10 protein-coding genes are annotated in these 14,240 nt (G+C 44.5%); 6 read left to right on the top strand and 4 right to left on the bottom strand.

Going from position 1 to position 14,240, the window contains the following annotated elements; translation table 11 throughout:
- Window positions 1-198: 198 nt before the first annotated feature.
- Window positions 199-855, top strand: coding sequence for a 2OG-Fe dioxygenase family protein (locus R7P35_RS10975; protein WP_005377989.1), 657 nt, complete (start codon window positions 199-201; stop codon window positions 853-855).
- Window positions 839-2,074, top strand: coding sequence for a cysteine desulfurase-like protein (locus R7P35_RS10970; protein ID WP_005377986.1), 1,236 nt, complete (start codon window positions 839-841; stop codon window positions 2,072-2,074). The genes R7P35_RS10975 and R7P35_RS10970 overlap by 17 nt, the downstream gene beginning before the upstream one ends.
- 90 nt (window positions 2,075-2,164) lie before the next feature.
- Here R7P35_RS10970 and R7P35_RS10965 read toward each other — a convergent pair whose 3' ends face one another.
- Window positions 2,165-2,989 carry a DUF2797 domain-containing protein gene (locus tag R7P35_RS10965; protein ID WP_005377984.1) on the bottom strand — a complete coding sequence of 275 codons (825 nt, stop codon included), beginning with the start codon at window positions 2,987-2,989 and terminating at the stop codon, window positions 2,165-2,167.
- A gap of 336 nt (window positions 2,990-3,325) precedes the next feature.
- On the opposite strand from R7P35_RS10965, the gene R7P35_RS10960 reads away from it, so the two are divergent.
- Complete coding sequence (locus R7P35_RS10960) at window positions 3,326-4,663, top strand: GGDEF domain-containing protein (protein ID WP_042522150.1); 1,338 nt, start codon at window positions 3,326-3,328, stop codon at window positions 4,661-4,663.
- 142 nt (window positions 4,664-4,805) lie between these two features.
- Here R7P35_RS10960 and R7P35_RS10955 read toward each other — a convergent pair whose 3' ends face one another.
- The 3 genes from R7P35_RS10955 to R7P35_RS10945 all read right to left on the bottom strand — a co-directional run bounded on the left by R7P35_RS10955 (window position 4,806) and on the right by R7P35_RS10945 (window position 8,973).
- On the bottom strand, window positions 4,806-6,176 hold the full coding sequence (locus R7P35_RS10955; protein ID WP_017634863.1) for an SLC13 family permease: 1,371 nt from the start codon (window positions 6,174-6,176) through the stop codon (window positions 4,806-4,808).
- Between the two features lie 219 nt (window positions 6,177-6,395).
- Window positions 6,396-7,130, bottom strand: a complete 735-nt coding sequence (locus R7P35_RS10950; protein WP_005388862.1) for a vancomycin high temperature exclusion protein — start codon at window positions 7,128-7,130, stop codon at window positions 6,396-6,398.
- Window positions 7,131-7,284: 154 nt separating this feature from the next.
- On the bottom strand, window positions 7,285-8,973 hold the full coding sequence (locus R7P35_RS10945) for an NAD-dependent malic enzyme (RefSeq protein ID WP_005377977.1): 1,689 nt from the start codon (window positions 8,971-8,973) through the stop codon (window positions 7,285-7,287).
- 213 nt (window positions 8,974-9,186) lie between these two features.
- Between R7P35_RS10945 and R7P35_RS10940 the strand changes: the two genes are divergently transcribed.
- From R7P35_RS10940 to R7P35_RS10930, 3 genes are all read left to right on the top strand, one after another.
- Window positions 9,187-11,541: a helicase-related protein gene (locus tag R7P35_RS10940; RefSeq protein ID WP_213895494.1), complete on the top strand. Its 2,355-nt coding sequence runs from the start codon at window positions 9,187-9,189 to the stop codon at window positions 11,539-11,541.
- Between the two features lie 288 nt (window positions 11,542-11,829).
- Window positions 11,830-12,207 (top strand): hypothetical protein, encoded by a 378-nt coding sequence (locus tag R7P35_RS10935; RefSeq protein WP_005377965.1) that lies wholly within the window; start codon window positions 11,830-11,832, stop codon window positions 12,205-12,207.
- A 329-nt stretch (window positions 12,208-12,536) separates the two neighbouring features.
- Window positions 12,537-14,210 carry an alkaline phosphatase D family protein gene (locus R7P35_RS10930; protein ID WP_064376419.1) on the top strand — a complete coding sequence of 558 codons (1,674 nt, stop codon included), beginning with the start codon at window positions 12,537-12,539 and terminating at the stop codon, window positions 14,208-14,210.
- The last annotated feature ends 30 nt before the right edge of the window (window positions 14,211-14,240 follow it).

The following is a 14,240-nucleotide window of genomic DNA, read 5'->3' as shown; positions in this document are numbered from 1 at the left end:
AGAGAAGTCTAGTTTCAAATATTGTCAAAGCGTAAAACTGAAACATGGCTCTGTTTTTGTGGTTTGGTTTGGTTTGTTATGTTGTTTTCGTCGTTTTGTTGAAGCTATCAACGTTAAAAGCTGGTAATTGCAGAATATTTGCGTAACCTAGTGTGTAAATTAAATGTTAATTAATGTGCCTCATTAAAGGAGCAAATGATGTTACATTCACGTGAGAATACTCTACATTTAACACAGCTCAGCATGGCAGCAATTGAGCAGCTTTCCCCATCGTTTGAAGAACTGCCTCGTACCGAACATGCAGATGGTCAGTATCGACTACGACGTTATTCTGTGGTTGGTTTTGATAACGGCAAAGTCATCGACTTAAATAAAAATAGCTTTGTTCAATCCTCTGATATCAACCGATTTCAAGGTGATGTTGTAAGACAATTCGAGCCAATTGAGAAGGATATTCTTACCAGCGATGGATTTCGAGAAATGTGTGAATTGTTTGTCAATGCGAATCATCTGCCAAACGGTCAAGAAATAGAAATTCACCAAATCCGTATCAGGGCACTGGAAGAAGAAACCCAAGTAGCACCTGAAGGTGTGCACCAAGACGGTTTTGATCACATTGCAATGGTTGGTGTGGGACGCCATAACATCATCGGTGGCGACATCATGCTGTACAGCAGCCATAACCAAGCCCCATTTTTCCGTAAAGTGCTAGAAACCGGAGAGGTCGCAATCTTGGCTGATAGCAAGCTGTGGCATAACGCGTGCCCAATCCGCTCTGTTATTGATGACGAAGCGGGCCATATGGATGTATTTGTACTCACTGCTACGGATAAGCGTAATGAACTTCAATCTTAATCAGATCAGAGAGCAATTTCCGGCGTTGGCTCAATACCACAACGACAAGCCCGTGACGTTTTTTGATGGTCCAGGTGGCTCACAAGTGCCTCAACCAGTACTAGACAGCATGGTTGGGTATTTAGGTCGTTTCAACGCTAACTTAGGCGGGCATTATTTTTCTAGCCAAGTGACCGTTGACGTAATGCAAAATGCGCGTGAGTCGGCTCAGGCGCTACTTAATGCCCCTTCATCTGGCAATATTGTCTTCGGTGCCAATATGACCTCACTAACCTTTCAGCTTAGTCGCGCGATTAGTCGAGATTGGCAAGCAGGAGATGAGATCATTGTTTCCGCTTTGGATCACTATTCAAATGTATCCAGCTGGCAGCAAGCGGCAGAAGATAAAGGCGTTACGGTTCATCAAGTTCGTATCAACGAAGAAGATTGTACGCTGGATATGGAGCATTTAAGCCGCCTTCTTTCTGATAAAACGCGCCTTGTCGCTGTGACTTATGCATCGAACACGACGGGTTCTATTGTGGATGTACAGCAAGTAGTCAGCATGGCGCACAATGTTGGGGCACAAGTTTATGTGGATGCCGTCCATTATGCGCCTCATCATTTGGTTGATGTTCAAGCGTTAGGTTGTGACTTTTTAGCTTGCTCAGCTTACAAGTTTTTCGGACCGCACGTTGGTATTGCTTACATAGCCGATCAGTGGCTCCACAGTATTCGCCCTTACAAAGTCGAGCCTGCCACTAATATAGGCCCTGGTCGATTTGAAACAGGAACGCAAAGTTTTGAAGGTCTTGCTGGTGTCGTTTCTGCGGTTGAGTATCTGGCTCAATTTGGTGAAGTCGGTTTACCTCTTCGCCAACGGTTGGAGCAAAGCTACCAACTGTATGAACAACATGAGCAGCGCTTGAGTGAGCGTTTCTTACAGCGTTTGAATGCATTAGATGGTGTCAATCTATTCGGTATCGCAAAGGAAGATAGCCAACTCCGCACGCCAACTTTTGCGCTAACGTTTGACCGATATTCTCCAGAGTTCATCGCGAAAACACTGGGTGAACATAACATTTGTGTATGGAATGGTCACTTTTATGCGTTGGGCTTAGTTCGTCAACTTGGTTTAGAAGAATCGGGTGGTGTAGTGCGAATTGGTTGTATGCATTACAATACAATAGAAGAAGTCGATATGTTATTCGATGTGCTAGAAAGCATCCTTGACGCATAACTAACGATTTCTTCCTAATAGAAAAACAAAAGCTCGAGTCAAACTCGAGCTTTTTTCGTTTTTATTTGAATCAACGCGTTTTACAAGCGATTACTCACTAACTTCAACTTCATAGGAAGTGAATTTTCTTACATTAATAACGCCAGTATCAAAGATGAGGTATTGACCTTTAATGCCTTGCAAAGTGCCAGTAACAACCGGGTTTTTATCGAAGTTATGCGAAGTGATCTTCGTTGGGTGCTGTTGTACCGGGTAGCTAAGGTCGGTAATGCTTTCGTTTAATACTTCAATGGCATCTTCGCCGAATTGCTGTTTTATCTCGGCAATTTTCTCTTCGACTAAAGGCAATAGCTCAGCAAAACGGTCCTGCAATGCCATAGGTTCACCGTCACCTTTAAGCAGTGTGCGCCAATTGGTCTTGTCTGCGATATGTTTCGCCAGTTCAACTTCAATTAAACCGGAGATATGGCGAGTTTTTACTTTAAAAATTGGCAAGCCCTGAGTCGCGCCTTGGTCAATCCAACGAGTCGGGATTTGAGTATGACGAGTAATACCAACTTTTAAGCTGGATGTGTTGGACAGGTAGACAAAGTGATCCACCATGCAATTCTCTTCACCCCATTGTGGTTCGCGACAAGTCCCTTGATCGTAGTGGCAGGTCTCTGGCTTCATGATACACATGTCGCAGCTTGCTAGCTTTTTCATGCATACAAAACAGTGGCCTTGCGAATAACTCTTTTTCGTTTTCTTTCCACATGAGCAACAAAAAATATTGCCAGTGTGAGTCAGTGTGAGCGTTTTACCCAGAAACGGAGTTAAGTCGATTTCTTCCTCACCGACAGGAAGACGGTAGTTGACGGCACCGTCCAGAGAAGCACGCATTTTGTTTAGCGTGCCAGTTGCAATTAATGACATGACATTACTCATTATTGTGTTTTTGCACAGTATATACTGAAGTGGAGAAGAGATGCAGGGTTGACAGGAGCTTTAAAGTAAATGTCTTGCACTAAATTATTATGCATCGTGTTTTATTTTCTAAAAATTATGGCTGTGAAATGCTTCGCAAATAGAAGTTGAGCTGCACTTTTTAGAAATTTTAAAACGTGATAACGGTTCAAAATCCGTTACTATGTGTCGAAACTAAGAATTGAATGAGAAAGTGATTTTATTTCTTGATAAATCACCTTGATTTCATTTTTTGAAATTATTGAACCTCACGTATTGCATATAATCTCAGCAGGTCACTTGCCCATGAAGTGGATCCATAACTTTATCTTTGCTCTTTCTATTTGCACTATCAGTTTGGTTGCCCTTTATAGTGTGCTTGGCGATACGCGAAAGCTGACCATTACACCTGAGCATTTCAATATCTATGCAACTAAAGATGCCAGTGAAGGAGGTGTGAGTGAGGCTGATATCACATACGATCGGCAAAGCCTAGTTCTTAGCTGTGAACTAAAGCAGAGCTCGTATGCTTGGCCTTACTGCGGAATCTCGGTTTATACCGATTCAGCAACGCCAACACAGGGTATTGACCTTTCCAACTACCATACGATTCGATTGAAGGTGCGATATGAAGAGGCAGGAATAGGGGCTAACCCTAGCCACGACCTACGTTTGTATCTTCGCAATTATAATTCTGAGTATTCCAAGCCGGACGACGAGTACACCATTAAATATAATGGCATGCAGTTTTCTCCGTCGGGTTCGATCGATATTGTCGAAATTCCGATTAAAAATCTTCAGGTGATGACCTGGTGGTTAGCAGATAACGGAGTCGCGATTGAGCACTCTGCACCTGAATTTTCAAACATCACACGTATTGATATTGCAACTGGGTCTGGTGCGGCACTTGGTAAACATAGAATTGTGATTGATAAAATTGAGTTTGAAGGCGCTTACCTTGCGCAAGAAACATTGTTGTATGCATTATTACTCTCTTGGATGGCGCTTGGACTGGCTTTTTCACTGCATGAGTTACGAAAAAATAGAGTGGCTTATGAAAAAGCGCAAAAGCGTCACCGTCATTTGGAAAAGGTGAATGATACTTTGCGAGCTCAAAACTATGAGTTTGCAGAGTTAGCGCATCGAGATGCTTTGACAGGCGCGATGAACCGATATGCTGTGCAACACTGGCTGGAACAACAATCTCGTCAGGTTCGCTGGGGGCATAACACCTTCAGTATTCTCTATTTGGACTTGGATAAGTTTAAAAAGGTGAACGACAAATTTGGGCACCAAATGGGGGATGACATATTGCGCGAATTTGTCATGGTGGTAGCGACTTCTATTTACTCAGACGATCGACTCGTTCGTTGGGGCGGCGAAGAGTTTGTCGTATTTTGCCCTGATACCAATATTGAACAAGCGTTAGAGAAGGCAGAAATGATTCGCAAAAATGTGGAGGATCATTTGTGGGTGCACGGTGAATCATTAACTTGCAGTATTGGCATTGCCCAAATGCAGAATGAACGCGTCTCAGAAACAATGGCGAGAGCTGACGAAGTGTTGTATCAGGCGAAGCGCAATGGTCGCAACCGAGTGGAAGCTCATTATGGTTTACTTGCTTGCGAAAAGAAGCAAGCCTGATAGCCGTTCACTAAAAGGAAAGAAAAAAGGTGGCCAACTGGCCACCAAGAGGGAAACTGCTGAACACCACTTAGGGGGGAAGTTTGGGTTATCGATACGATTACCGTGAGCAGCAGTGTAGTGCTAATCGAATTTGCTATTTTTACCAGAACAACCAAGCGAAAAGCGTTAGTGCAGCAATACAGGCAATGTTTAATACGAAACCAATTCGCATCATTTCTTTTTGCTTGATATGACCCGTACCGAACACAATCGCGTTTGGAGGTGTTGCAACAGGTAACATAAATGCACAAGATGCAGCGACGGCAATCAGTGCAGAGAGAATAACCGGAGACATGCCTAAGGCTTCTGCAATGGTCGCAAATACAGGGACAAGTAGCGCAGCACTGGCGGTGTTACTCGCAAACTCAGTCAAGAAGACAACAAAAGCAACCACTGCAAGAATCGTTAAGAGAATACCGGCTTGCTCAAGGAAGCCTGACAAGCTATGAGCCAAAAATACGCTTGTTCCAGTTGCTTTTAGGACGTTACTCAGACAGATACCACCACCAAATAGGATTAACACACCCCAGTCGGTTGTTTTCTCAATATCTTTCCACTCGACGGCGCGAGAAGCACCAAGTAGAAGGATGGCGCCAATGGCTACAAGAGTATCGAACTTCGCGAAGCCACCCAGCATAGCGTTAATAGGCTTACTGAATATCCACAAAGTTACGGTCAGTAAGAAAATCGCCAACGTAATCATTTTGCCGTTTGTCCATTCGACTGGTTGATGGTCAAGGTCAAACTTGTGGCTAAGGTCAGGCTTAGTCATCGTGTACAATACGAGGATAGCGATTGGCATTAATACTAGGGAAATAGGTACACCAAACTTCATCCATTCAGTGAAGCTTAGGCCAACTTCAGCGGCTGCAATTGCGTTTGGTGGGCTACCAACCAGTGTTGCAATACCACCAATTGAAGCACTGTAAGCGATACCGAGTAGAACAAACAAAAAGGTGTTGTGGTTTTTCTTGGCGTCTAGCTTTGTCATCACACCCAGAACAAGCGGTAACATCATCGCGGCGGTGGCGGTGTTTGAAATCCACATTGACAGGCCAGCACTCACACCAAATAGCATGAATACAGCGACAGACATTTTTCCTCTTGCCAGCAATAGTACTTTATCTGCAATCGCTTGATCTAACTTTTGTTTATGTAGAGCCGCAGCTAGTGCAAAACCACCCAAAAATAGAAAAATGATGGAGTTGGAAAAGTTATTCAGTGCGGCTTGAGTGTTGAACACACCCAAAAATACCGCAAGTAGTGGTATGAGCAGCGCAGTAATGCTGACGTGAATCGCTTCGGTTAGCCACAGAATAGCAACAAAAACTAAGATGCTCAGGCCGGTTACTACTTGTGGTTCAAAGGGTAAGGTATTAAACAAGATAATGAACAATAGGATATTCGCGTTCAAAATCATGCTGTTGCGAGTGAAGAACCAATTCTTCAATGTCACAGCGAGTGCGGTCATGGGTAGTGCTCCTTTTGCATTGCCTTTTGTCGGTTTTTTTATGGCAAAGTAACTGACTTGTAGTTATTTATTGATGAAATGTTACTTTGAATGCGAAAAAGAGTTTTGCCTGAATCGTAGAGCAAATTAGAAAGTGTGATGTTGAGAATTGGAAATGGGTAGAAAACTACCCATTTGTTTTATAGAAATGTTACTAGGCTTGTGAGCCACGTTATTCCTCTATTCGACGGGGACTTGAAGAGGCTCGTTAGCTGCTTTATTTGGCTCTTTTACTGCAACGATAGGTTCTTGAGGGCCAAGAAACTTAGGCTGCGTATTGATAATGTACAGGTCTAAAAACGCTTTCACACGGGCTAGCAGTTCTCGAACACGCATCGATGTTTTTTGCTTGTTGGCCGTCGGCCCTGCTACCGCGAGACACTGTGCATCAATGCTGTAAGCATCAGCGATGAACAGTGCGCGTTCACAGTGAAAGCGCTGAGTCACAATCAGAAATCGCTCCGAAGCAAAAATTTTTTTCGCTCGTACAATCGAATCTAAGGTACGAAAGCCAGCATAATCAAGGTGAATCACTTCTTCAGGCACGCCTGCTTTAAGTAAGTCGCGTTTCATTGTCCACGGTTCGTTGTATGAACGGTGGGCGTTATCACCACTCAATAAAAACTGTTTTACTTTGCCTTGGTTGTAAAGCTCAATCGCCGCATTAATGCGATGAGTGTAGTAAGTGTTGAGGATCTTTCCGATGTATTTACTGGTACCAAGAACTACGGCAACCTCATGTTGAGGGATTTGCTCGTATTCAGTGAAAATGCTCTCTTTGGCTTGTAAAACCACCCACCGGTCGATGGCTATAACAGAAACAAGCAGACTAAGTGCAGAGATCGACAAAATCAAAGCAAATCGCTTCCAGGAAAATTTCAGCTTCCACTTTGATCTTATGCGAGAAAACAACAAAACGTTTTATATCCTTAACTAAAAATGTAGTTCTCATCATATCTGATAGAAACAAAAAGAGAGAAGCCCATTTATGCCAAAATCTGGTTAGGATGATAAAAAAATAAAAGCCCCTACATGGTAGGGACTAATTATTAAACGAATTGTCTCAAGCTTAGAACGCAGTGCGTTTGTAGCGGCGGTAAACAGGTTGCCAGAACGACTGTTCAATTGCCACGTTCAATGCTTCATCAGTAATTTCTAATGCGACACCTTGTTCAATTGCCTTTTTACCAACGGCAAATGCGATTTTTTTCGACACTAAGTGGATCTCTTCCAGTGGTGGAAGTAGTGCACCACGACCATTGATTGCTAGAGGAGAACATGTTGCTAGCGCGCGACTTGATTCCATTAGCATCTCGTCAGTGACACGTTTTGCATTGACAGCAAGTACACCAAGGCCAATGCCTGGGAAGATGTAGCTGTTGTTACATTGTGCAATAGGGTAAGTGCGACCTTCATGAACCACTGGCTCAAATGGGCTACCTGTTGCAACCAGTGCTTCACCATTTGTCCAACGAATGATGTCGTTCGGTGTCGCTTCCACGCGGCTTGTTGGGTTCGACAGTGGGAAGACAATCGGACGCTTACAGTGTTTATGCATTTCTTCGATGACTTCTTGGCTAAATAGGCCAGGAGCACCAGAAACACCAATTAGTACCGTTGGCTTGGCGTTACGCATTACATCGAGTAGTGAGAAGCCATTTCCTTCATTTTCCCACTCTTTCGTATTGGTATGCTTTTGCACCAAGCGTTGTTGGAAATCAAGAAGGTTAGGCATGCCTTCTTGTAACAGACCCCAACGGTCAACCATGTAAACTTGTGAGCGAGCTTGCTCGTCAGAAATTCCTTCCGATACCATTTGTGCGATGATCGCTTCTGCGATACCACAACCAGCAGACCCTGCCCCTAGGAAGGTAATACGTTGTTTAGAAAGCTGAGTTCCTGCTGCTTTACAAGCTGCAAGTAGAGAACCAACAGTAACAGCTGCAGTACCCTGAATATCATCATTGAAGCAACACACGCGGTCTTTGTAACGCTCTAGAAGAGGCATCGCATTTTTCTGAGCAAAGTCTTCGAACTGGATCAAAGCATCAGGCCAACGGCGCTGTACCGCTTGGATAAACTCTTCTACAAATGCATCGTATTCTGCACCCGTAATACGAGGATGACGCCAACCCATGTACATCGGATCAGCTAAGCGTTGCGGGTTATTGGTACCCACATCAAGAACGATTGGTAGCGTGTAAGCAGGGCTGATACCACCACACGCGGTATATAGTGACAGTTTACCGATTGGAATACCCATGCCGCCGATACCTTGGTCACCCAAGCCAAGGATACGTTCGCCATCTGTCACAACAATCACTTTAACGTTGTGGTTTGCTGCGTTGTTCAGCAAGTCGTCAATACGGTCACGGTTCGGGTATGAAATGAACAGACCGCGACCACGACGGTAAATGTTAGAGAAGTTTTCACATGCTGCGCCAACAGTCGGCGTGTAGATGATAGGCATCATCTCAGAAATGTGATTTTGCACTAGGCGGTAATACAATGTTTCGTTGGTGTCTTGGATGTTACGCAGATAAATGTGCTTATCCATATCGCTTTCGAAACTTTTGTATTGCTGGTAGGCACGTTCCACCTGCTCTTGGATAGTTTCGGTCGACTCTGGAAGCAGACCTTCTAAGTTGAATGAACTACGTTCTTCAGCAGAGAATGCACTGCCTTTGTTCAAAAGAGGGGTTGCTAAAAGAGCCGGACCCGCATATGGAATATATAGTGGGCGTTTATCGTTGTTCATTGGGTGCCTTATGTAGGGTTGAAGGATGCGCACCAAATTTTAACGGGTTCACTATTTAGTTGTAAACATGCGTTGATGCACATCAATGTAATGTCGCAAAAAAATTCAGATACCGACGAAAATATCGGCAATATTGGTTGTTTAGAGATACCTAAAGCAGGATTTTTTTACTTGGGTATAATGTTTTGCATCATCAAATCAAATCCAATTTCTATGTTTCAACTACCTATCGACAGCCTGCAAGCCGAGTTTGACCATCATGTAAACCTTAACCATCTTGTGGTGGAAGCCGAAACCGGGTCGGGTAAATCTACCCGCTTGCCCATGTGGGCGGCAAAACACGGACGCGTTCTGGTTATTGAACCACGTCGAATTGCTTGTACCTCGCTGGCTGAATTTCTTGCGGAGCAATCTGGAGAGCCAATAGGTCGCAAAGTCGGTTACGCGATCAAGCTTCATGCCTACTTTGATGAAAAAACCGAAGTTGTATTTGTGACTCCGGGGGTTGCACTGCGTTGGTTTTCGGAAAACAAGCTAGCAGACTTTGATGTCGTGATAGTGGACGAATTTCACGAGCGACGCTGGGATATTGATCTATTAACCGCCATTTTGAAGCAAGAAAATCAACATCGATTGATCGTCACTTCCGCTACCTTAGAAGGCGAAAAGCTTTCTCGTTACCTGAATGCTAAGCGTCTGCGTTCGGAGGGACGTTGCTTTCCAGTCACGGTGACACATCGTTCCACAGACAGCCGCTATTTACCGAACAAAAAGGGATGTGAACAGGAGGTTGTCGGAGCGGTAAAAGAAGCACTGGAAGATGAAGATGGCGATATTCTTGTTTTTCTCCCAGGACGTAAAGAGATCGCCCAATGCGCGCAGATGCTACAAAGCAGCAGTGATGTCATGGTGGTTAAACTTCATGCCTCGGTCAGTGATGAAGAACGACATCGTGCGCTGACGGTACAAAAGCAACGGAAAGTCGTATTGGCAACCAACGTCGCGGAAACCTCTCTGACCATTCCTAACATCCGTGTGGTAATCGATAGTGGTTTAGAGCGCAGAACTGTACAACGAAATGGACGTACAGCACTGACATTAACCAACATTTCTAAGGCCAGTGCCGCGCAGCGAATGGGGCGAGCAGGTCGCGTTACCGAAGGGGCTTGTATTCGTCTATATGGTGAGCACGCGCCTTTAGAATTAGTGACGCCTCCAGAATTACACAGAGAAGAGCTCGTCGAGCCCATGCTGGCAGCGGCTTGTTGTGGGTACCGTCTCTCAACACTCGATTTTCTCGACTCAATTCCAGAAAAGTCGCTAGAGGCATCTCATTCGACGTTGTTATCCATGGAAGCGATTGATGAGGATGGCAATGTCACGCAGCACGGGAGAAAAGTATATCCACTACCCATTGATGCACTGTTTGCCGATCTCGTTACCAGAATTCAAGCGAAGCCAGAGAAGGAAGCAATGATTGATTTGGCTGCCGCCTTATCTGTGCCTGCGCAGCTCTATCAGCGACAAAGTGGTGAAGTTGCTGAGCTTCTATCTCAAGAGGAGCCATACGGATGTGATGCCTCTTTACTGATCCGTTTGGTTCGAGGGGAGCAACTCTCAGGCATTATCATTGACGCTAGCGCGCTCGAAGAGGCACTAGGTTTAGCGAAACAAATGCGAGAAGTGTTTGAATTGCCGGAACTTGACGTTGCCTCTCGATATAAACGTGAAGCGCTCTTTTTCTCCATCGCCTCATTGCACCCTGAGCTTGTGTTTGTCCGACGAGCTCGTCGAAGGGATGCTCTAGGAAATGGCGTAGTCGAGATGCTGGTTGGGCGTAACAGCCGCTTTCCTGATAAAGAAGAAGCGGCCATCGTGCTAGATAGCCATAGCGTGCCAGGACGAGGTGTTAAGCAAACACTAAACCTCGCATCGGTTATGATGCCTATCCCGCTGACGTTGTTACGCGAACTTGAATTTGGGGAGTGGCGACAAGGTGAGACGAATTATGAAGAAGAGACGCCAAGAGCAACAATGCATTTGGTCTACGCCGGGCGAACAGTCTGTTCTGAACACCAAGCGTTACAAGGTGATGTTGCTGTTCAGTCTATTGTCGAAATGATAGAAGACGAGACACTGTTACCAGGTTTTGCTTCTCAAAGAAAACAACAAATCCAACACTGGAAACTCTACAACGCATTGGGCCTTAATGTCGAAGGAGAAGAGGTTAACGACTTGGCCTCCTTGACATTTTCTAGCTGGTTAAAGGATCAGTTGGAAACATTAGGCGTTGAAAATGTCGATGATATGGCGTTATTTGAACCGGAAGACTTAACATTTAACGGTGTTCCAGAATGGGAATACGACGATTTCACGGAGCAGTACCCTTTAGAACTTTCGCTGCCAGAACTCCAACTGGATGTTGAGTATTACGCGTCTCGCAAGCTGGTACAGGTCGTTTATCGAGAGGGAAACCGTAAGGGAGACCCGAAGCGTTGGGAGCTGCCACGCTGGGCTGGTTGGAAGATACAGTATAAAAAGGCCAGTCGAGTGATTGATGTGAAGTAGGTCGGCGGATGACGTTGTGACAAGAATTGATATTTTCTTGGTGAATCTATAATTATTTCATATTGATAGCGTTACTTGTGTGTTGTTTTTAGTTTCTTAATTGAAATATTAATCAATTGAATGCTTATATATGGCGAAGCTGTACATCAGTTGTTACAAAGCTGGTTTTAATATTTCCTTTTGTATGTAAATTAGGGCATAAAAGACGAATGTTTTATATCCCATTGCTATATCAAAACAGTTGAACGATATTTGGTATATCTCATTTTCGAGTGTCGGGGGCATAGAATGGATCAACAAGGAAAGACGTGCATTGAATTCGACTACACTAGCTTTTTAGGAGCGACAGGTAGTAAGAAATGGACCTTTTTAGAGGCATTTGCCACCATCGCGCCTATTTTCGGTTTGATGTGGAAACAGAACATTGCGGAATTGAGCAAGCCTGAAGATCGGTTGTGGGATGCCGCATTAAAATCGATGTCTTCTCGTAAAAGTGATGAATCCAATTTGGTCCGCTTAACCCAGCTAGCTAAACATGAAGGGATCAATGAATTGCGAGTCGTTATGCCATATTCGCTCGATGTTCAGCAAATCGAGTACATAGAATCTCGCAGTCAGTTGAAGGTGGATACGTCAGAACAAGATGTCCTTAACATCAAGTTTTAGGCTGAACATTTCCACTTCATCGATGTACCACTTAACAATAGTGCAATGAAAAGCGACCTCAAAGTAGGTCGCTTTTTATTTTGAGGTTTTTGTCGCAGGTCTTAGGAAATGTGATGAATATAGAGTATTTGCACTTAAATTAACAAAAATGTAACGTTTGGAAATGCAATTGTCATAACTAGCTTCTAACTTTGTGTTTTTAGGACAAATTACCGACTAAGTGGTTGGTACTGTAAGTTCGAATTAACGTCCCTTATTGGCATACAAGGATGATCGAGTCACCACGTCATTTGGGCATAAAAACAAACACAATAAGAAAGGAAGTCAATATGTCTTTGTCTCGTCGAGACTTTATGAAAGCTGCCTCTTCAACGGCGATTGTTACCGGGCTGGTGGGCTGTGGTAGCGATGCTAGTGAATCTGCTGCGGTTACCTTTGAGCACGGAGTGGCGAGTGGAGATCCTACTCAAACACAAGTAATCATTTGGACTCGAGTTACGACCTCAGCAAGCTACGCAGATGTAAGCTGGCAAGTTTCATCTAACGAAAATTTTACTGATATCGTGCAAAGTGGCACTTTTGCCACAGACACGAGCCGAGATTTCACGGTAAAAGTCGATGTTCAAAATCTCAACGCAAATTCTCGCTACTACTATCGATTCATGGTTGGAGATGTCACTAGCGAAGTCGGGCAAACTCAAACATTACCAGAGGATGGTGTAGAAAAGGCATCCATGGCGGTTGTTTCTTGTGCAAACTATCCTGCTGGCTATTTCCATGTGTATCGAGAGATTTTAAATCAACATGAGCAAGACCCGTTTGATGTGGTGCTTCATCTCGGTGATTACATTTATGAGTATGGTGCTGGTGGCTACGCTAGTGAAGATGCTGAGGCACTAGGGCGAGAGCCAAGCAAAGGCACTGAATGTATTACCTTAGATGATTACCGAAAACGGTATGCGCAATATCGCCAAGATGCTGATCTGCAAGCGTTACATGCGAGCCTACCAATGATTGCTGTCTGGGATGACCATGAGCTTGCAAATGATACTTGGAAAAATGGTGCGGAAAACCATCAAGAAGAGGAAGGCAGTTTTAATGATCGTCGTGCATCTGCGGCTGCCGCGTGGACAGAATGGTTGCCCGTTCGTGAAAACACTTTCTCAAACATGCTGATTTACCGTCAGTTTTCGTTTGGAAGTTTAGTCAATTTGATGATGCTCGACACGCGACTTGTGGGGCGTGATAAACCGTTGGATTATTTCTCGCTCAGCTCACCAACGATGGAAGCTATTGGCGGTTTAGTTGCCCAGTCGCGCAGTCAAGACCGAGAGCTGTTAGGCGCTGACCAACTCGCTTGGCTGATGGATGCGTTCAGTACGCACGACGCAACTTGGAATGTGCTAGGGCAACAAGTGTTAATGTCTCGTATGGAGTTGCCAAGTTCGGTTATGACCGCGATGTTTCAATTGTTTACTGCCACTGAAGAACAAAAAACAGAGGCGTTATTAGCGGTAAACTCTGCGATTACGGGTTATCTCTCTGACCCAAGTTTAGATACCATTGCTTTGCCATATAACCTAGATGCATGGGATGGTTACTACGTTGAGCGAGAGAACGTTTATCAACTGGCCAAAGCCAGCAGTGGTAACTTTGTCTGTTTGGCAGGAGATACGCACAACGCATGGGCAAGTGAGCTTAAAGACGTATCTAAGCATCCTATCGGGGTAGAGTTTGCGACTAGCTCTGTGAGTTCCCCTGGGTTAGAGGCCTACCTCGCGTTAGACCCTGTTGCGATCGCTCAAATGGAATACACGCTGCCGCACTTAGTGTCAGAATTACAGTGGGCAGACATCAAACAGCGTGGCTTTATGCGCGTTACTTTTACGCCCGACAAGGCAGAGTCGACCTGGTATTTCGTATCAACGATTAAAGACAAAACATATCAGGTGACGACCAAGTCAGCCTCTACAACAGATGGCACTACGTTAAATATCGGCTAAACTGAGCCTAATACGAAAAAAGTCCGCAAG

Origin of the sequence: Vibrio sp. Vb0304 (assembly GCF_033338995.1) — a bacterium.
Lineage (GTDB): Bacteria > Pseudomonadota > Gammaproteobacteria > Enterobacterales > Vibrionaceae > Vibrio > Vibrio alginolyticus.
This window is presented reverse-complemented; position numbering and strand designations above follow the sequence as displayed.